Source organism: Thalassotalea agariperforans, from assembly GCF_053470345.1.
The window spans coordinates 330,899-350,429 of record NZ_JBQMWH010000001.1 but is presented as its reverse complement, the minus strand read 5'-3'; the positions used below and the strand labels follow the sequence as shown (position 1 = coordinate 350,429).

Below are 19,531 nucleotides of genomic sequence, written 5' to 3'. Positions count from 1 at the left end.
TAACACTATTTTCATGAATTATTCATCAAAGAAAAAATAACCAAATTAACCGTATAAACAGATGATTTTGATGGTGATAATTCATGCAATTATATGCCATAATGCTGGGTTCGAATTGGCAGTGGAAATATCATGGATACAATATCAGTCAGGGGTGCTCGTACCCACAATTTAAAAAATATTAATTTAGATCTCCCGCGCGAAAAATTAATTGTTATCACGGGGCTTTCTGGTTCAGGTAAATCATCGTTAGCCTTTGATACCTTATATGCTGAAGGCCAACGTCGTTACGTTGAATCACTTTCTGCTTATGCCCGTCAATTCTTGTCGCTAATGGAAAAACCCGATGTTGATCACATTGAAGGTTTGTCGCCAGCTATTTCAATTGAGCAAAAGTCAACCTCACATAATCCTCGCTCAACTGTTGGCACTATTACCGAAATTTATGACTACTTGCGTTTATTATATGCCCGTGTTGGTGAGCCACGTTGTCCTACTCATCATCAACCACTTGCGGCACAAACCATTTCTCAAATGGTGGATAAAGTACTTACGCTAGAAGAAGGCACCAAAATCATGGTATTGGCGCCAGTACTACAAAACCGTAAAGGCGAGCATTTAAAGTTATTAGATAACTTAGCGGCGCAAGGTTTTATTCGTGCCAGAATTGACGGTGAAGTGTGTGATTTATCGGATCCACCCACCTTAGATTTACATAAAAAACATACCATTGAAGTAGTCGTTGACCGTTTAAAAGTACGTGACGATATTCAATTACGTTTGTCTGAATCTTTTGAAACTGCCTTAGAGCTTACCGCTGGCACCGCCAAAGTAGCTTTTATGGATGAGCCGAATCGCGATGAGTTATTATTTTCGGCTAACTTTGCTTGTACCCAATGTGGTTATAGCATGCAGGAATTAGAGCCGCGCTTATTCTCATTCAATAATCCGGCGGGTGCCTGTCAAACCTGTGATGGTTTAGGCAATGAGCAATTTTTTGACCCTACTCGCGTGATCAGCAATCCAGAATTGAGTTTATCAGGCGGTGCTATTCGTGGCTGGGATAAACGTAACTTTTATTATTTTCAAATGTTACAAGCATTAGCTGATCATTACGATTTTAAATTAGACACGCCATTTGAAAAAATGCCTGATGATATTCAAAAAATCGTGCTTTATGGTAGCGGTAAACAAGAAATTGAATTTAAGTACATGAATGACCGAGGTGACTTGGTGGTTCGTAAACACCCGTTTGAAGGCATATTAAATAATATGCAACGTCGTTATAAAGAAACTGAGTCAAATGCGGTTCGCGACGAATTAGCAAAATACTTAAACAGCCAATCTTGTCACGAATGTGGCGGTAGCCGTTTACGCCTTGAAGCCCGTAATGTGTTTATTGGTGACACCACCTTACCGCACATTGCCGAATTAGCCATTTCTGATGCCCTCGATTTTTTCGAAAACTTAAAGCTTGATGGTCAACGCGAACAAATTGCCGAAAAAATCTTAAAAGAAATTAATGAGCGTTTAGGCTTTTTAGTTAATGTTGGTTTGAATTACCTGAATTTATCACGTGCAGCTGGCACCTTATCAGGCGGTGAAGCCCAACGTATTCGCTTAGCAAGCCAAATTGGTGCTGGTCTTGTTGGTGTAATGTATGTGCTTGATGAACCTTCCATTGGTTTACATCAGCGCGACAACGAACGTTTACTTAAAACCCTGATCCACTTACGCGATTTAGGCAATACCGTGATTGTGGTTGAGCATGATGAAGATGCCATTCGCGCTGCCGATTATGTAGTTGATATTGGCCCTGGCGCTGGTGTTCATGGTGGGGAAATTATTGCTGAGGGTAGCGTTGACGATATTAAAAACACCCCTGAGTCTTTAACCGGTAAATATTTATCAGGTGTTGAAGCAATCGAAATTCCTGAAAAACGTACACCTTTTAATAAAGACAATGTCATCGAACTAAAAGGCGCCAATGGTAATAATTTAAAATCGGTTAATTTAACCATTCCAAACGGTTTATTAACTTGTATTACTGGCGTTTCAGGTTCAGGTAAATCAACCCTGATCAATGATACTTTATACAAAATAGCGCACCTTGAACTTAATGGCGCCACCGTTGATGTCCCATCTCCTTATGAGAGCATTAGCGGCTTAGAACATCTCGATAAAGTTATTGATATTGACCAAAGCCCAATTGGCCGAACACCACGTTCAAATCCGGCAACGTATACTGGTATTTTTACCGCTGTCCGTGAAATATTTGCCGCAACCCAAGAGGCTCGGTCACGCGGTTATAAAGCAGGCCGTTTTAGTTTTAACGTTAAAGGTGGTCGTTGTGAAGCGTGCCAAGGTGATGGCCTGATCAAAGTAGAAATGCACTTTTTACCGGATGTTTATGTCCCTTGTGATGTTTGTCATAGCAAGCGTTATAACCGTGAAACTTTAGAAGTAAAATACAAAGGGAAAAATATTCACGAAGTACTGGATATGACCATTGAAGAAAGCTTGGAATTTTTTGCCCCGATCCCCGCGGTAAAACGTAAAATTCAAACGTTAATGGATGTTGGTTTAAGTTATATAAAACTGGGTCAGTCAGCAACCACGCTTTCTGGTGGTGAAGCTCAGCGGGTTAAACTCGCAAAAGAGCTATCAAAACGTGATACTGGTCAAACCCTTTATATTCTTGATGAACCCACCACAGGTTTGCATTTTCATGACATTAAAAAGTTGATGGAAGTTATCCATCGCTTACGTGACCATGGCAATACCATTGTGGTGATTGAACATAATTTAGATGTGGTAAAAACCGCCGATTGGATCATCGATTTAGGACCTGAAGGTGGCTCAGGTGGTGGTGAAATTTTAGTGGCTGGCACACCAGAAGAAGTAGCTAAACACCCAAGCTCACATACGGCTAGGTTTTTAAAAGAGCTACTTTAAAAACGATGATTTATCCCGAGTTCGGGTTAGTTTAAACTTAGCTCTGTTCAGCAAAGATAAATAAGAAAAGAAAAGCCAAAGCATTTGCTTTGGCTTTTTATTTTATTGTGCTCTATTTTTGTTTGTGTATATCAAACCACATTAACAATGCAATTTATGGGTTTGCTCTAAATTTACCGTCATGCCATAAATAAAGTCGCTGAGAATCACCTTTTTTCACATTAACAATTACCGCTAAAGTGTCTCCTGCTGCATCTTTAACTGGCTCCATCTGTAATTTCCCTTTAGCAACGCTAAAGTAAGTTTTTTCTACTTGCCAGTTTTGTTTATTATTATCCAGATTATCGATTTTTTTCGCTACTGCAAACACCGTTTCATTCTTTGAGTTCTGATAAATAACCGCAGCGCTTACGCCAGCATCATTTTCTTTTAAAACTTCTAACGTTTTAATTTTCTGAATATTTTTACCATTAATATCACGTAAAGTTCTATTCACCGTACCCGGCATAGGATGACCATGACTCCACTGACCATCCTCAAATAAAGCCATACGCCATTCTCGATAATCTTTTCCTCGAGCTTCATAAGCAACAGCATAACGACCATCTTCAAGCACTAACGGTTTCGTACCAAAACTTGTTTCATTCGTTTTTTCAGAGTTATATGCCAGTGTATATTTATTGGTTGCCGCCAACGTTAAAGGCAAGGTTAATGGCTCATTTTTAATATTATAAAAAGTGTCATTAGTTGTATCTAACTTCATATAATAAGCATTAAGCCGATTGTAATGCGTTTTATCATGTTCTTCTTTAAAGTTACAAGCATGCCATAGCGAGGTTATGGCAATCTCAGTATCAGAAACTTTCAGTGGTGTAATATAGTGAGTGTCGACCTTAATCGGATCATTTTTATCCGGTGTTGGCCAAGTTACTACCACTGGTGGCTCAAAGGTTTGAGAGCCGTTGTGCATTTTATAATAAACCCAAGGTGACTTATGCGTACCTGCACGGGTAAAAAAGTAAATATCGCCATTCGCCATTTTGTAACTTCTGGTATAAGAAGCAAATGGACTGATGTCATTTTTTTCAACAAATTGGCTAAGATCATAAGGTTTTGTGGAAACCACATGTTTCATACGTCCACCAGCATGTGGCGTGTCAATAGAAAGAGGGTTAAGGCCGTCTTCTCGTTCACCACCGTGCCCACCAAAAACAATATGAATATACCCTTGGCTATCCACTTCGATAATAGGCCGGCCATGGCTATCTATTTTGCGATCGCCTTTTGAAAGTGTACTATGACCCGCTTTATAAGGGCCATTCCATTGATTGCTTGTTAAGTCATAACTTGCCACATAAGGGTCGGTTAAATGACCTTGATATGTGATGTAAACTTTGTTGCCAACCAATTTATGCCAACCCGTATAAGTATTTCCAGGAAGATTATCGGTAAAATATCCTTCTGGTATTGAAGGAAGGTTATTAGGCTTTTGCCATTTAGGACCTAAGTTTTCTGTAGGTAAGTTATATATTTCGTGAAACGATTTGCCTTGAGTATACGCATCATAAATGGGCTGATATTCTGTGTATTGACCATACAAGTACTGATCAACACGCCAGCGCCAATATTCTTTACTAAAGCTTTTTTCATTTTGCAATGCCGCAAACGTGCTATCTTGATGTGAATGTTTAATGATCAATGCGTCTCTTTTTTCAAAAAACTCCTGTTCACTGATCGCAGCACTGACTGACGAAAATAAAACTGAAGCTGACAGCATAGCCATAATAGAATATTTTATTTTTTTAATCATAGACGTTTACTCACCTTGGCTGTTACAAAAAACCTAAAAGGTCAAAATAGACCATATAAAATCACATGCTACCACAACAAATCATAAATTTAATCTTTTAAGCTGGTATCAAACATGTACAAGGTTATTTCTTCTCTTCAGCTTACTCTAATTTTCAACTAGTAAACTCAAGCACTTACCGATAAGATAAGGCGATTAATTATTATAATAATGAGCTTTAGTTTATGTCTGCATCCCGTCAATTTTGGCACAACCCTTTCATTTATTTGTTAGCCTTCACCAGTGGCTTTTGTATTATGACCGTAGAGCTACTAGGTGGCAGAATACTGGCGCCATACTTTGGAAGTTCCGTGCATATTTGGGGCAGTATTATTACCGTTTTTATGCTCAGTTTGTCGGTGGGTTATTTATTAGGGGGGAAATTATCAACAAAGGCAGTGTCGTTAAAACGCTATGGATATATTTTTGCCATTGCCGGCATTACCGTATTACCGGTTGCGCTATTTGCTGAACCTATTATGGAAACTATTTTCATGTCAGTTGAAGATACCCGTTACGGTTCATTATTAGCTTCTATTGCTTTGTTTTTTATTCCAACAATCATTCTTGGCATGATCTCGCCTTACTCTGTTCGTTTATTAGTATCTGATAAAAATAATAGTGGCCAAGTAGCAGGGAAATTATACTTTGTTTCAACCCTTGGTAGTGCTTTAGGTACGCTAATTACGTCCTTTTATTTAGTGTTATGGTTTGAAGTAAATACCATCATTATTTCCGTATGTTCAGTATTATTCATTTTGGGTTTACTGGCGGTAGTTTCAAACAAAGGTGCTGTAAACTATGATTAATTTAAAAAAGCTCTCAACCTTATTTATTACGCTGTGTTTTACATCAAACATTAATGCTGAGGTTATTCATAGCGAACGATCACTTTATAAGAATGTTATTATTGAAGATAACGACAATATCCGTTGTTTAAAATTTTCAGTCAAACGTAAAACCAGTAGCCAAAGTTGTATTAATAAAGCGGCCCCAAAAGCCTTAGTGTTTAATTATACCAAGCTATTGTTTTCAAGTTTTCTAGTAATGGATAAGCCTGAGCATGTCCTCATCATTGGTTTAGGTGGTGGCACTATGTCAAATAGTATCCATCAATTGTACCCACAAGCAAAAATCACCAATGTTGAAATAGACCCTGCCGTTGTAAAAGTTGCCAGAAATTATTTTGGTTTTATTGAAAACAACAAAGTTAGCGCTGAAACTAAAGATGGCCGTATTTTTGTCAAACGTGCCAAATTAAAAAAACAGCAATATGACTGGGTAATTCTAGATGCTTTTAATGGTGACTATATTCCTGAGCATTTAATGACTAAAGAATTTTTAACGGAAATTCGCGATATTTTAACGCCTGATGGCATTCTGGCTGCCAATACTTTTTCGGGTAGTAAATTATATCAATATGAATCGGCCACATACCAAGCAGTATTTGGCGACTTTTTTAATGTTCGCTTTGATGATGGTGGTAATCGAGTTATTTTAGCAAAAAAATCAGGCTTACCTGAGCAAGACACTATTAAGACAAAAGCGCAACAAATAAACAAGCAACTAGCTCCTTATGCTGTTGATACCAATAAACTTGCGCCACTATTAATTATCGAAAAAGACTGGCCTGGCAATACACGTTTATTAACCGATCAATATTCCCCTGCTAATTTACTTAATTAAAGCGAAAAATCATATAACTTTCATAATTTAGCGTTATTCTTCTAATGAATTAGCAAGCGATATATATTAAAATGCGCGCAATTAACATTCAGGAAGAAACAACATGAAAAACTTTAAATTATCGGTATTGGCCTCTGCCTTATTTTTTACAGCATTCGGCAACGCCGCTGAGCAACCACAAGCACAAGACTTAGTTGGTAAATTCTACGGCGGTGCTCATTATTCACTTATTAAGCCGGATGAAGATCGTTTAAAAGGTATTAACGATGACTTCGAGCTTGGTGATGGCCTTGGTATAGAATTTGGTTACCGTTACAGCGAATCAACAGAGTTTAGATTAGCTTTTACTGATTTAGATATTAAGTTTGAACAAGCAGCTGACAAAACTGGTGATACATTATCATTTGACGTTTTATACTTCCCAACTCAACAAAACATGTATGTTTTAGGTGGTGTAAATAATTTAGATATTGGTGAGTCTGAAGTAACTGCTAACTTAGGTTTAGGTTACCGCCATTATTTTTCAGAGCGTTTAGCTGCGTATGCTGAAGCAAAAGCACATTTTCATTTTGGTGACTCTTGGATCGACCAAAGTGCACAGTTTGGCTTAATTTACTTTTTTGGTGATTCTGCAAAACCTGCTAAAAAAGCAGCACCTGTCGCTCCAGCTAAAGTAGCTCCGGTTACCGCTGCTCCAAAAGATAGCGATAAGGACGGTGTAATCGATGCAAAAGATAAATGTGCTTCAACACCTATGAATGACAAGGTTGATGCTTCAGGCTGTACAATTTTTACTGAAGAAACTCTTTCACAGCGTTTATTAATTAATTTTGATAATAACCAAGCGGTTGTTAAAAAAGAGTACTACGATGAAATCACTAAAATAGCTAACTTTTTGAAAAAGTACCCACACACTAGCATGACAATTGCCGGCCATTCATCAAGCCAAGGTAGTGCAGCTTACAACTTAACGTTATCACAAAAACGTGCTGATGCTGTTGTGGCGGTATTAGTAAACGACTTTGGTATTAAACAATCTCGTTTAACAGCTAAAGGTTACGGTGAAACATTATTAATTAATCCTGAAAATACTGCGGCCGCACATAAAGAAAACCGCCGTATTGAAGCCAATGTTTCAGTAACACAAAAAATTAAAGTTACACGCTAAATTAACGTTAATTTTTAATTTTAAAAGCCTTAACAATTTTCATTGTTAAGGCTTTTTTATTTTTAGCTATGCTAAATTATTGATATGCCAACATTAATAAAATTATTTATCAAGCTGTTCTAAGCGCTTTTCTATTTCTAGTAATTTTTGATAAATATCATTATTTTGCTTTCTTAATTCTCTATTTTTAACATTCGTATCGGCAAAACCAAAAATTTTATTGGCAAAGATAGCCCCTACACCACCTAAAATACCAACCCCTAAAATAAACATAATAAATACCATGCTACGACCAAGTAAGGTGATCGGATAAACATCACCAAAACCAATCGTGCTAGAAGACATGATCATTAACCACATCGCATCACTAAAGTTTTTTACTGGCGAACCAACAACATTGATTTCAGCTAAATAAGTAATGTAACCTAAAAGAATATTTAATAGAAAAAAGATAACAAATGACGTAACCCCTATCGCAGCATAACGATAATTTTTAACGCCAAATTCATCAATTGTATATAAATGGCTTTTTTCCATAGCCTTTTGAAGAATGATCACGACTACACCCTATCTTAAAATTTAAAAAAGTATTCTGTATCAAAGTTATATCGTGAAGCGAACTTATTTTCAAATAAAGAAAATGCTTTAAGGTTCAATTTTTTCCTTTGTGGGTTAGCTAATTTTTTATTCCTTGAAATTATACGAAATGGTATTAGCTTGGTTTCAATCACAATTACTATTTATCGATAAAATCGATTTAGTAACAAGGATCATCAAAATAATTTAAAAAATCTCAATGTTATATTATGAAAATAATCAATTTAATATGAATTAGATATAGTGATCTTAGTCTTTCCTTAAAGTATTATCATTTCCTCGTTTTTATTTCATAGTGACATGCTATGATCCATCTAAATTTATTTACCTATGGAAAGACTTTTATGAAAAAATCTGCTTTAGCATTACTCGTTACATTAAACTTTTCAGCCCATGCGAATGCTGAAGGCTGGTTAGATTCCTTAAAAAACCTCGTTGGCCTAGGTGATACTACAGAGCAAACCAGTACCGCTCCAACCGCTACGAAACAAGCTGCCGAAACGCCAGATATTATGGGTATGATTTCTCAAGTATCTGAATCGCTTAATGTTAATTCTGCACAAGCGGAAGGTGGTGTTGCTTCATTAGTTAACTTTGCTAAAAACAACTTATCAGGCGGTGATTTTAGTCAGTTAGCAAAAAGCTTACCTGGTGTTGATGGTATTTTAAGTAAAGTACCTGATATTAGTAACTTAAGCAGCGAAGGTTTAGGCGGTTTATTAGATAAAGCTTCTGAATACAGTGATTCTGTAAAAAGCATCAATGAAATAAAAAAACAATTTGAAGCATTAGGCTTAAAGCCTGAAATGATCACTGCATTTATTTCACAAGCTAAAAGCTATTTAGATACTGAGCAAGGTCAACAAGCAAAAGACTTATTAATGCAAGGTTTAGACGCCATAATTAGTAAATAAAAACACTTAGCGCTATTTATGATAGCCCCAGCGTGGCATTATGGTTTGCTCGATAGCTAAATGATCGAGCATTCTACCAACCATAAAATCAATTAAATCTTCAATCGATTCAGGGTTATGATAAAAGCCCGGTGCAGCCGGCATAATGGTGACACCGTTTTGTGAAAGGCTCAGCATATTCTGTAAATGTATGGTTGAAAATGGTGTTTCTCTAGGCACCAAAATTAATTGTCCACGTTCTTTTATCACCACGTCAGCAGCCCGTTCAATTAAATTATCACTCATCCCCTGTGCTATCGCAGCTAAGGTTCCGGTTGAACACGGGCAAACAATCATTTGTTTGGGAGCCGCAGAACCCGAGGCGACCGGTGAAAACCATTGTTCTTTACCAAAAACAATAATTTGCTCGGGTTGAGCCTGAAATTTTTCGATAAAAAACTGACTAGCGGCATCAGGTGAAGACGGTATTTTTAAACCCACTTCAGTATCAAATACCACTTTAGCAGCACTTGAGCATAATAAGTACACTTGGTAATTTGCTGCCACTAAACATTCCAATAAACGTAACGCGTAGGCCGAGCCTGAAGCCCCCGTGATGGCGAGAGTAATTTTTTTAGAAAATGTTGTCACTGCGTTACCTTACTTACTGATGTTATTAAAATAACAATGAATTAAAATTGACCGGCTAAAAAGGTTAATAATTTTTGATGAAAACCACCAAAACCACCATTACTCATCACTAACACATGGTCGCCTGGCTTTGCAATTTTGGCAACGGTTGCCACTAATTCATCAATGTCATCACTGACCATACAAGGCTGCTGACATTGTGCCGTTAGGCTATCAACTGACCATTGCACTTGCTCACCTTGAAATATAAACACTTGATCAGCGTCTGTTAACGAAGCGGCTAAGGTATCTTTATGCACGCCGGCTTTCATGGTGTTTGAACGTGGTTCAAGTACCGCTAAAATTTTATTATTACCCACATGAGCGCGCAAACCCGCTAAGGTTTTACTAATAGCTGTTGGATGATGAGCAAAATCATCATACACACTAATGTTTTTTACCACGCCACGTAATTCTAAACGTCGTTTGGTATTAATAAATTCTGCTAAAGCTTCAATAGCTATTTTACTGGGTACGCCAACATGGCGTGATGCTGCAATCGCCATTAAGGCATTTTCAATATTAAAGTCACCAATTAATTGCCAATCAACAACACCTTGCTCAACACCTTTGAAATACACTTTAAACTGGCTACCGTCATTTTTTAATTTTTCAGCGAACCAGCCATGTTTTTCATCAATTAAAGACGTGCTTTCAATGGGTGTCCAGCAACCTTGTTCTAATGTTGATAACACATGAGGTTCGTCTCGATTAGCTAAAACCAAGCCATTGCCCGGTACCATACGAATTAAATGATGAAATTGTTTTTGAATAGCGGCTAGATCGTCAAAAATATCGGCATGATCAAATTCCATATTGTTGATCACTAAGGTTCTTGGCCGATAATGGACAAACTTAGAACGCTTATCAAAAAAGGCCGTGTCGTATTCATCGGCTTCAATAACAAAAAATGGAATATTGCCTAATCTTGCCGAACAACCAAAGTTTTGTGGAATACCACCAATTAAAAAACCAGGAGTTAATTTACCGTATTCTAAAATCCAACTGATCATACTGCTGGTTGTGGTTTTACCGTGAGTACCTGAAACGGCAACCACCCAACGATCTTTTAAAACATTTTCTAATAGCCATTGTGGGCCAGAAGTATAAGGTATATTGCGGTCAAGCACATACTCCACCATGATATTGCCACGGCTCATCGAGTTACCGATGATCACCATGTCAGGCTCATCAGCCAAATGCTCGGTTAAATAACCTTGTTGTAATTCAATGCCTAAACTTTCTAACTGGGTACTCATTGGCGGATAAACATTGGCGTCGCACCCTGACACTCGAAATCCCATTTCTTTTGCGATAGCGGCAATACCGCCCATAAATGTGCCGCAAATACCTAATATATGAATATGTTTTGTCATTAACTTAATTACTTGGTTATTGATGGTTGAGCTATATCAAAGGGCATGATCCAGCTTATTTTTACACCCGTATCAAACATCGACACAAGCTATCTCAAATTCAGCCCTCCAATATACCCGTAAGCAATAAAAAAAGACAGGCTGAGTCATTATTTATATTGCAATAAGTGAATGATTTCCTCACTATTTGAACTAAACACTTACTCGATAAACTTAGAAACTATTTTAATGCCTACTTCAACTGATACCGCCACGCTAGCAGCCATTAATATCTATCCCATCAAGTCAACCGCGGGGCTTAGCCTATCAAATGCTTGGATTGATCATTTAGGGCTAGCCTGTGATCGACGATTTGTTTTAAGTGATCCTCAAGGCAAATTTATTACCGCTAGAACGCAGCCAAAACTTTGTTTAGTACAAGCACATATACTCGCTGACGGTTTAATATTAACCGCGCCTAATATGCCCGAATTGATAATTCGCTATCAAAGCATCACAGCCCATTATCAAACGGTTACTGTTTGGCATGACGATATTCAAGCGCAGTGCTGCCCAAATGATATCAATCAATGGTTTAGTGACTATTTACAGCAAAGCTGCCAGCTACTGTTTTTTGGTGAACATTCAACACGGCCAGTTAAAAATTCCAACAAACAAGTCGCTTTTGCCGATGGTTATCCGCTATTAGTGATCAGCCAAGCCTCACTAGATGCATTAAATGCTCGCAGTGCTCGAGTTAATATCATGGCTCAATTTCGGCCAAACCTAGTTGTTGATAACTGCCCTGCCTTTGCTGAAGACAGTTGGCAAAAAATCAAAATAGGCGATGTAGAATTCGAAGTCAGCAAACCTTGCTCCCGTTGTATTTTTACCACGGTAGACCCTAAAACTGGCGAATTTGATAAAAGCCGCGAGCCGTTAACCAGCTTAGCTAAGTTTCGTAAAGGCGATGATGGCGAGGTATACTTTGGCCAAAACTTGATCCCATTAAATATGGGAAAAATTAAAACCGGTGATGCCATAAAAGTGCTTTCTCATAAAGTCGCTGATAGTTACTCTGAGCAAGCAACAGAGCAAACGCATAGAAAAAATTTTTCTGATCAGCCCTTAACACCCGACAACTTTGATACACTTTCACCTGATCAACACCCGATTAGCCAAACGCTAACACAAACACCTCAACAAGAAGCAGAGCAAAGCATGAGTAAAAAAGTAAATATTGTATTTGAAAGCTGGAATATTTCTCATCAAGGCAACAAACAAGATACCTTATTAGAGCAAGGTGAAGAAGCAGGTTTGATCATGCACTATTCCTGTCGCGGCGGTAACTGTGGCCGCTGTAAAGTAAAACTGCAAAGTGGTGAGGTTGAGCAATTAGCCACTGACGGCCTAATGCCTGATGAACAAGCAGACGGTTATATTTTAGCTTGCAGTAGCATTCCAAAATCCGATCTTGTCATCACCAAAAACTGATCTTTTAAAATAACTTAGGTAACTTATGAAATTAAATTGCGACCTTGGCGAAAGTTTCGCGGCTTGGCAAAAAGGCAATGATAGCCAAATAATGCCATTAATTGATATGGCAAACGTAGCTTGTGGCTTTCATGCTGGTGATGCCTTGATCATGAGCCAAACGGTCGCCTTAGCGAAACAACATCAAGTCACCATTGGTGCGCACCCAAGTTATCAAGATTTAGCCGGTTTTGGTCGGCGCTCCATCAAGTATGCCCCTGATGAATTGATTGCTATTGTTCAATATCAAATTTCTGCGCTGGCCGGATTTTGTCTCAGTCAACAAGTCCCATTAACCTATGTTAAGCCCCATGGTGCCCTGTACAATGACATGATGGCTGATTTAACTATTTTTGACACTATTTGCCAAGCCGTTAGCCAATACAATATCGGCAACAAAACTCAACCGCCTTTAAAGTTATTAATTCAAGCTTTACCAAATGTTGAACCTTATGAAACTCTCGCAGAAAAGTATCAAATAGCTTTGTTATTTGAAGCCTTTGCCGACCGAAGTTATCAAGATAATGGCCTATTAACTCCACGTAGTGAAAAAGGTGCCATACTTGAAGATGTCGATGACATAGTTACACGCTGCCAGCAATTATTAACTGACAAAACCTTAACGTCATTAAATGGTAAAAAGCTAGCCATGAAAGTAGATACTTTGTGTGTTCATGGCGACAATCAAGAAGCTGTTGCTATAGTTATTGCTTTAAGGCAATTATTAAACAAGCAAAACAATTAATCAGGGTTCAAAGGATAAGCTTCAGGTTATGGCAATGTTTACAACAGGCAATCATCACATACCGCAAAATAACCAGCTAACTGAACAAGTCAGCCTTGAATTTGTCGCTGAAAATGCGGTGTTGTTAACCTGGCCTGAAGTTATCGACCCAAACCAACACCAGCAAATCATACAAGTTGAGCAAGCAATAAAACAACATTTCACTTGTGCCCTGCTTGAAACCATTGTTTCGTATAATAGTTTAATATTATATTATCAATTTCAAAAAGTTACCCAAGTACAACTAATAGAACAATTAACCGAAATATTAAATAGTACTCAACCTAGTACATTAACCTCAACTAGCAAAGTTGTTGAAATACCTGTCTATTATGGTGAAGACGCCGGTTGGGACTTAGCCGCCATCGCAGCAGAAAAAAAACTCTCCACTGACGAAGTGATCCACTTACATAGTGCTCGCAGATATCGTGCTTATGCTTTAGGTTTTACCCCTGGTTTTTGTTATTTAGCCAGTTTAGCCCCACCATTAGTTATGCCGAGAAAAGCACGACCAAGAATAAAGGTACCTGCTGGTGCCGTTGCTATTGCAGAACAACAAACTGCGGTTTATCCAAGTGCTAGTCCTGGCGGTTGGCACATTTTGGGACAAACGCCACAAGCTATGTTTAGTATCACTAATGGCAACTTTACTCCGATGATTTCGGTTGGGGATACCGTTGTGTTTAAGCCCATTGATAAAACCACATTTGAACAGTTAGGTGGCAATGTTGACCATGAATAAGTTAACCATTATCAAACAAAAGGGGCTGATCAGCGTTCAAGACTTAGGCCGTTTTCATGCCCAACATTTAGGATTTAGCGCTAGTGGTGTCGCTGACGAATTTGCTTTTTTATCGGGTAATAAATGGCTAGGAAATGCCTTAAATGCCGCCGCACTTGAAGTCACCTTTGGCCAAATCACCTTTACTGTGGATAGCCCTTGCCAAATAATAATAACCGGGGCTGACTGCCAGCCCAGAGTTAATAATGTGCGAGTACAACACTGGCAAATAATTAACTTATTAGCGAATGACCACATTGAGTTATTAGCTCCTAAGTCAGGCGTATATAGCTATATTTGTATCAGTGGTGGTATTCAAACCCCACTTTATTTCGACAGCGCCAGTGAGCTACCTAATGCGTTGAAAGTTAATAAGCCAAATAAAGAATCGACACAATACTTATTTACCTGTGAACAACATATCACTGCGAAACCAGTACCAAGCACAGCAATAGCTTCAGCAATAAATTATTATTTTCAACAAGATAAAAAGTCGGTACACGTATTACGCTTTATTCCTCATCACCTATGGCATGAATTAACAACAAAGGCGCAACAAAAAATCAGCCGACAAGTTTTCCAACTGCAAGCGAGCAGCAATAAAATGGGGTACCGACTAAAAAGTAGCAACCCGATTGATCTCGCAAGTTCACAGCAATTATCAAAACCCGTAACATTAGGTGCCATTCAACTTCCTAGTGACGGCCAACCGATTATTTTAATGAAAGATCGCCAAACCATTGGTGGTTATCCAACTTTAGGCTGTGTTATTCAAGTTGATATTCCGCGTTTAGCACAACTCAATGCCCACCAAAACGTAAAATTATTACCAATAACTATTGAAAAAGCACAAGCACAATTACAAGCTTTTTATCAAAAATAACGAATAACACGTGTAATTCAGCTAACATCAGCATAAAATATCGCGTCTTTTTTAGTTAACGTATACAACAAGGTCAGCTGTGCTTTTAATGATCGACAATTATGACTCGTTCACGTTTAATCTCGTTCATTATTTTAGAGCGATAGGACAAGTGGTTGAAGTTTATCGAAATGATCAAATTAGCCTAGCTGAAATCGCAGAAAAAAAGCCTCAATATTTAGTTATTTCGCCTGGCCCTTGCTCGCCAAATGAAGCGGGTATATCTCTTGCCGCTATTGCGGAGTTTGCTGGCCAAATACCCATTTTAGGGGTGTGTTTGGGTCATCAGTGTATTGCCCAGCATTTTGGCGCTAAAGTCATTAAAGCAGACAAAGTAATGCATGGTAAATTAAGTGCGGTAAGCCACAATAACCAAGGCTTATTTCAGCAGTTAAACCAACCTCTTACGGTAACTCGTTATCATTCATTAATTGTCGACAACAATACCTTACCAGCCAGTTTAGAAGTCACCGCATACACTGAAAACGACAACAATAATCATGAAATTATGGCGCTTCAGCATAAAACCTTGCCAATAGCGAGCGTGCAATTTCATCCTGAGTCGGTATTAACAGAGCAAGGTCATCAGCTTCTCAATAACTTCTTAACTATGTATAATAATTTTTCTTCCTGTTAAGTTAATGATTTTACGCTACTTGCCGATAACAAAATTGACCAAATAATAACAATTACTCATGCAATTTTTTGAAAATAACGAACACATCAGTGCTATTTACCATCGTGCCATTTGCTTAACCATCAGTAAGGATTTTGCTCATAGTCAAAAAGGTGAAGTTTTTGTCGCCAAATACCAAGACAGCGAACAAGCCGATCGCCGCAGAGAATTATTAGCCGTTGAACAGCGGGCAAATAAAGAAAAAGTGATTGAAGAACACGGCCAGAAACAGTTTGTTAATGAAGTATCAAAAAAGCTATTAACCAAAGTTCATCAAAAAATTGTTGATGAATTTGACAATAAAGAAAAATTATTTAGCCAAACCTTAAAAATTGAAGCCGCTGCTTGCGACATTCTTGAGCTTATCTCGGTAAAAGCCGCTTCAATAAAACGCATAACGCCACTGGTTAATAGCTTACCTTGGTTAGCTGATAACTTAATTAACCTAGTTAACAAGCCACAATACCGGAAACGTTCTGATGTTAAAGTTTCTGAACCCAATTTAGCGGTCAGCTATATTGGTTTAGATAATTTAAAAATGGTCATGCCAACTTTCATTTTAAAACATTGGTTGCCGGCCTCAACGGCTCCTTTTGGCGCTATGAAACGTAAACTATGGCAAGACAGCTTAGCCATTGCCATGGCAACAAAAATTTTAGCCAATAATGAAGGCATCGATGAATACCAAGCTTTTGCTGGTGGCATGATGAGTAATATTGGTATTTTGGCGGTAAGCAGAACTTTCACTCAAGTGTATAACGAAATCCATCAAAAAGAGCTAAAAAATGCTTATGATAAACGTGATAAACGTTTACATGATGCCTTATCTAATATTGAAGCCACACCTGACTTATTACTTGAATTAATGTCCAGCCATAGCAGTAAATTAGCTGGTGAATTAGTTGAACTGATGCGCTTTGATCGTTTAAATGTTACTGAAGCTGTGTTTGATTTATCATTCAACGATAATCGTAAGAAGATGTGTAAACTAGCGCAACTAATTTTAAAAGCTAAAGCCTATGTGTTTTATCGCTGTTTAAATAATGATGATTTAATTGATGAAGACGAAGCAAAAACTTGGTTAAAAGCGGTTGGCTTAACAGCGAAAGAAATCGCCCAATTAAACCGCGCTGATATTGATCACATCAAATTGCAGTTTAACTAACTGAAAAGTCATCAAGTAAGCTCTTAATATCACTTACCTAGCGGCAGTTTTTTCAAGACAACTTTTTATTCTTCTGTCATACTTAATCCTAGTTCGGGTTAAGTTATTTACCCATATTGTCATTTATTTTACGAGGATTAAACAATGACCACTTCGCTCCCTGAGAACAGAGCACTATTTGACGAAGTCATGGTGCCAAACTACGCCCCATCAGATGTTATTCCTGTGCGTGGTTTAGGTTCTCGCGTTTGGGATCAAAACGATAATGAATTTATCGACTTTGCCGGTGGTATTGCCGTTAATTGTTTAGGTCACTGTCATCCGGCATTAGTTAATGCCTTAAACGAACAAGGCAACAAACTTTGGCATGTGTCAAATGTAATGACCAATGAGACGGCGTTAAAACTAGCAAAAAATTTAGTTGATCATACTTTTGCTGAAAAAGTATTTTTTGCCAATTCTGGCGCAGAAGCCAATGAAGCCGCTTTTAAACTAGCACGTCGTTGGGCGCTTGAAGAGCATGGTCCTGAAAAAACGCAAATAATTGCCTTTAATCAAGGTTTTCATGGCAGAACCTTTTTCACCGTAACAGTGGGTGGTCAAGCCGCTTATTCTGATGGTTTTGGACCAAAACCTGCGGCTATTTCACATACTGACTATAACGACTTAGCCGGTTTAAAAGCATTAATGTCTGAAAATACCTGTGCTGTAGTTATTGAGCCTTTACAAGGGGAAGGTGGTGTTGTTTCACCCGATCTCACTTTTATGCAAGGCGTTAGAGATTTATGTGACGAACACAATGCATTATTAATTTTTGATGAAGTACAAACCGGCTTTGGTCGTACAGGTGAGCTCTACGCTTACATGGGACTTGGCATTACCCCTGACATTTTAACCTCAGCTAAATCATTAGGTGGCGGCTTTCCTATTGGGGCTATGTTAACCACTACAGCTATTGCCAAGCATTTAGCCGTTGGTACACATGGCAGTACTTATGGTGGTAATCCGTTAGCTTGTGCTGTTGCTAATGCGGTTTTTGACGTGATCAGTCAGCCCGCAGTATTAGCGCAAGTAAAAGCTAAATCACAACGTTATTTTGATGGCTTAACCGCGATTAATAACAAGTATGCGGTATTTAAAGATATTCGTGGTAAAGGTTTGTTAATTGGTGCTGAGTTAAATGAAACATACCAAGGTAAAGCCAAAGACTTTTTAATGGCTGCCATGGCAGAAGGCTTAATGATTTTAGTTGCTGGTGCTAGCGTTTTACGTTTCACGCCATCATTAGTTATCCCTGATGAAGATATTGACCAAGGCTTAGCTTTACTTGAAAAAGCCGTTGCTAAAGTGGTTGCCGCTTAAACCCAAGGTTAATAACACACAACAATCGAACTCAAAAAGCTAAAAGTGCTTTGTTAGGCTAAAATATAACAAGTTACTTTTCTTTTTGAGTTTTTTTATGCTTGTTGTTCGGCCCATCCAATATTCTGATTATGACGACCTCTATAACATTGCTGTTGAATCAGGTCATGGCTTTACTTCGTTGCCCCTCAATGAAACGATTCTTAAAAAACGGATTGAACGGGCACAGCATTCATTCGAAAAAGCCGTAAAAGTACCTAAAAGTGAAAGCTATTTATTTGTGATAGAAGATAGCAACTCAGGAAAAGTTGTTGGTACCAGTGGTATTGAAGCTTCCGTAGGTTTAGAAGATGCTTTTTATCATTATCGCTTAGGCAAGGTTGTTCATAGCTCACATGAATTAAATATCTACAATACTATCGACACTCTGTCATTGTGCAATGATTACACTGGCGCTGCCGAATTATGCACCTTGTTTTTAAGTGAACCCTACCGCGTTAACAACAATGGCCGTTTTTTATCAAGAAGCCGCTTCCTGTTCATGGCTGAGCATAAAACACGCTTTTCTAAAACCGTTATTGCCGAAATGCGCGGCGTTTCTGACAGCCAAGGCCGCTCCCCCTTTTGGAACTGGTTAGAAGAGCACTTTTTTTCCATGGATTTTCCAACTGCAGACTATTTAACCGGTATCGGTAAAAAAGCCTTCATTGCCGAATTAATGCCAAAATTTCCGATTTATGTTTCTTTATTGAATAAAGACGCACAACAAGTGATTGGCGAAGTGCATAAAAATACCGCGCCGGCGTTAAAGCTGCTGGAAAATGAAGGCTTTTCACGCCGTGGCTACGTTGATATTTTTGATGCTGGGCCAACCGTTGAAGCTAAATTAAAAGATATTAATAGCGTTAAAAACAGCCAAAAAATGCAGGTTAACATTGCTAATGTTAAACATGGAAAAAACTACATTATCGCCAATTTAAACATTGAAACATTTAGAGCAGTACAAGTAACAACCGAAATTGACGCTTTAAACCAACAAATTTATCTACCCGCTGAAGTTGCTGACAAACTTTTAGTTTCAGAGGGTGATTGGGTGCGGATCCTCGAAAATTAAT

17 protein-coding genes are annotated in these 19,531 nt (G+C 38.2%); 13 read left to right on the top strand and 4 right to left on the bottom strand.

Annotated elements, in window-relative coordinates; translation table 11 throughout:
- The first annotated feature begins 132 nt into the window (after positions 1–132).
- Positions 133–2,955 carry an excinuclease ABC subunit UvrA gene (gene uvrA, locus ACSLUO_RS01585; protein ID WP_448245573.1) on the top strand — a complete coding sequence of 941 codons (2,823 nt, stop codon included), beginning with the start codon at positions 133–135 and terminating at the stop codon, positions 2,953–2,955.
- 154 nt (positions 2,956–3,109) lie between these two features.
- Here the strand turns inward: uvrA and ACSLUO_RS01580 are convergent, their stop codons facing one another.
- On the bottom strand, positions 3,110–4,765 hold the full coding sequence (locus ACSLUO_RS01580; protein ID WP_448245571.1) for a BNR-4 repeat-containing protein: 1,656 nt from the start codon (positions 4,763–4,765) through the stop codon (positions 3,110–3,112).
- Between the two features lie 224 nt (positions 4,766–4,989).
- On the opposite strand from ACSLUO_RS01580, the gene ACSLUO_RS01575 reads away from it, so the two are divergent.
- The 3 genes from ACSLUO_RS01575 to ACSLUO_RS01565 all read left to right on the top strand — a co-directional run bounded on the left by ACSLUO_RS01575 (position 4,990) and on the right by ACSLUO_RS01565 (position 7,658).
- Entirely contained in the window at positions 4,990–5,613 is a 624-nt protein-coding gene (locus tag ACSLUO_RS01575; RefSeq protein WP_448245569.1) for a fused MFS/spermidine synthase, read from the top strand.
- Positions 5,606–6,490 carry a spermidine synthase gene (locus ACSLUO_RS01570; RefSeq protein ID WP_448245568.1) on the top strand — a complete coding sequence of 295 codons (885 nt, stop codon included), beginning with the start codon at positions 5,606–5,608 and terminating at the stop codon, positions 6,488–6,490. Before ACSLUO_RS01575 ends, ACSLUO_RS01570 begins: the two co-directional genes overlap by 8 nt.
- A gap of 103 nt (positions 6,491–6,593) precedes the next feature.
- The gene (locus tag ACSLUO_RS01565; RefSeq protein WP_448245567.1) at positions 6,594–7,658 is read left to right on the top strand and encodes an OmpA family protein; all 1,065 of its coding nucleotides are present in this window, start codon (positions 6,594–6,596) and stop codon (positions 7,656–7,658) included.
- 102 nt (positions 7,659–7,760) lie between these two features.
- Here the strand turns inward: ACSLUO_RS01565 and ACSLUO_RS01560 are convergent, their stop codons facing one another.
- Complete coding sequence (locus tag ACSLUO_RS01560) at positions 7,761–8,216, bottom strand: ion channel (protein WP_448245565.1); 456 nt, start codon at positions 8,214–8,216, stop codon at positions 7,761–7,763.
- 383 nt (positions 8,217–8,599) lie between these two features.
- Between ACSLUO_RS01560 and ACSLUO_RS01555 the strand changes: the two genes are divergently transcribed.
- Positions 8,600–9,169 carry a DUF2780 domain-containing protein gene (locus ACSLUO_RS01555; protein WP_448245564.1) on the top strand — a complete coding sequence of 190 codons (570 nt, stop codon included), beginning with the start codon at positions 8,600–8,602 and terminating at the stop codon, positions 9,167–9,169.
- A gap of 12 nt (positions 9,170–9,181) precedes the next feature.
- Here ACSLUO_RS01555 and ACSLUO_RS01550 read toward each other — a convergent pair whose 3' ends face one another.
- Together ACSLUO_RS01550 and mpl are read right to left on the bottom strand one after the other, a co-directional pair.
- Positions 9,182–9,799 carry a flavin prenyltransferase UbiX gene (locus tag ACSLUO_RS01550; RefSeq protein ID WP_448245563.1) on the bottom strand — a complete coding sequence of 206 codons (618 nt, stop codon included), beginning with the start codon at positions 9,797–9,799 and terminating at the stop codon, positions 9,182–9,184.
- 41 nt (positions 9,800–9,840) lie between these two features.
- Positions 9,841–11,214 (bottom strand): UDP-N-acetylmuramate:L-alanyl-gamma-D-glutamyl-meso-diaminopimelate ligase, encoded by a 1,374-nt coding sequence (mpl, locus tag ACSLUO_RS01545; protein WP_448245561.1) that lies wholly within the window; start codon positions 11,212–11,214, stop codon positions 9,841–9,843.
- A gap of 228 nt (positions 11,215–11,442) precedes the next feature.
- Here mpl and ACSLUO_RS01540 point away from each other — a divergent pair, with 228 nt between their 5' ends.
- The 8 genes from ACSLUO_RS01540 to astA all read left to right on the top strand — a co-directional run bounded on the left by ACSLUO_RS01540 (position 11,443) and on the right by astA (position 19,530).
- Positions 11,443–12,687, top strand: coding sequence for a YcbX family protein (locus ACSLUO_RS01540; protein WP_448245560.1), 1,245 nt, complete (start codon positions 11,443–11,445; stop codon positions 12,685–12,687).
- A gap of 25 nt (positions 12,688–12,712) precedes the next feature.
- A complete protein-coding gene (locus ACSLUO_RS01535; protein ID WP_448245558.1) occupies positions 12,713–13,471 on the top strand; it encodes a 5-oxoprolinase subunit PxpA in 759 nt (252 codons plus the stop codon).
- A gap of 34 nt (positions 13,472–13,505) precedes the next feature.
- Positions 13,506–14,252, top strand: a complete 747-nt coding sequence (pxpB, locus tag ACSLUO_RS01530) for a 5-oxoprolinase subunit PxpB (protein ID WP_448245556.1) — start codon at positions 13,506–13,508, stop codon at positions 14,250–14,252.
- Complete coding sequence (locus ACSLUO_RS01525) at positions 14,245–15,174, top strand: 5-oxoprolinase subunit C family protein (protein ID WP_448245554.1); 930 nt, start codon at positions 14,245–14,247, stop codon at positions 15,172–15,174. The genes pxpB and ACSLUO_RS01525 overlap by 8 nt, the downstream gene beginning before the upstream one ends.
- 79 nt (positions 15,175–15,253) lie before the next feature.
- The gene (locus tag ACSLUO_RS01520) at positions 15,254–15,850 is read left to right on the top strand and encodes an anthranilate synthase component II (RefSeq protein WP_448245552.1); all 597 of its coding nucleotides are present in this window, start codon (positions 15,254–15,256) and stop codon (positions 15,848–15,850) included.
- 58 nt (positions 15,851–15,908) lie between these two features.
- Positions 15,909–17,054 (top strand): HDOD domain-containing protein, encoded by a 1,146-nt coding sequence (locus tag ACSLUO_RS01515; protein ID WP_448245551.1) that lies wholly within the window; start codon positions 15,909–15,911, stop codon positions 17,052–17,054.
- A 144-nt stretch (positions 17,055–17,198) separates the two neighbouring features.
- A complete protein-coding gene (locus tag ACSLUO_RS01510; RefSeq protein ID WP_448245550.1) occupies positions 17,199–18,416 on the top strand; it encodes an aspartate aminotransferase family protein in 1,218 nt (405 codons plus the stop codon).
- Positions 18,417–18,513: 97 nt separating this feature from the next.
- The gene (gene astA, locus ACSLUO_RS01505) at positions 18,514–19,530 is read left to right on the top strand and encodes an arginine N-succinyltransferase (RefSeq protein ID WP_448245549.1); all 1,017 of its coding nucleotides are present in this window, start codon (positions 18,514–18,516) and stop codon (positions 19,528–19,530) included.
- Position 19,531 lies beyond the last annotated feature (1 nt).

Coding starts and splice junctions, on each gene's coding strand:
- uvrA (WP_448245573.1), top strand. CDS start 133: ATGGATACAATATCAGTCAGGGGTGCTCGTACCCACAATTTAAAAAAT.
- ACSLUO_RS01580 (WP_448245571.1), bottom strand. CDS start 4,765: ATGATTAAAAAAATAAAATATTCTATTATGGCTATGCTGTCAGCTTCA.
- ACSLUO_RS01575 (WP_448245569.1), top strand. CDS start 4,990: ATGTCTGCATCCCGTCAATTTTGGCACAACCCTTTCATTTATTTGTTA.
- ACSLUO_RS01570 (WP_448245568.1), top strand. CDS start 5,606: ATGATTAATTTAAAAAAGCTCTCAACCTTATTTATTACGCTGTGTTTT.
- ACSLUO_RS01565 (WP_448245567.1), top strand. CDS start 6,594: ATGAAAAACTTTAAATTATCGGTATTGGCCTCTGCCTTATTTTTTACA.
- ACSLUO_RS01555 (WP_448245564.1), top strand. CDS start 8,600: ATGAAAAAATCTGCTTTAGCATTACTCGTTACATTAAACTTTTCAGCC.
- mpl (WP_448245561.1), bottom strand. CDS start 11,214: ATGACAAAACATATTCATATATTAGGTATTTGCGGCACATTTATGGGC.
- ACSLUO_RS01540 (WP_448245560.1), top strand. CDS start 11,443: ATGCCTACTTCAACTGATACCGCCACGCTAGCAGCCATTAATATCTAT.
- ACSLUO_RS01535 (WP_448245558.1), top strand. CDS start 12,713: ATGAAATTAAATTGCGACCTTGGCGAAAGTTTCGCGGCTTGGCAAAAA.
- pxpB (WP_448245556.1), top strand. CDS start 13,506: ATGTTTACAACAGGCAATCATCACATACCGCAAAATAACCAGCTAACT.
- ACSLUO_RS01525 (WP_448245554.1), top strand. CDS start 14,245: ATGAATAAGTTAACCATTATCAAACAAAAGGGGCTGATCAGCGTTCAA.
- ACSLUO_RS01515 (WP_448245551.1), top strand. CDS start 15,909: ATGCAATTTTTTGAAAATAACGAACACATCAGTGCTATTTACCATCGT.
- ACSLUO_RS01510 (WP_448245550.1), top strand. CDS start 17,199: ATGACCACTTCGCTCCCTGAGAACAGAGCACTATTTGACGAAGTCATG.
- astA (WP_448245549.1), top strand. CDS start 18,514: ATGCTTGTTGTTCGGCCCATCCAATATTCTGATTATGACGACCTCTAT.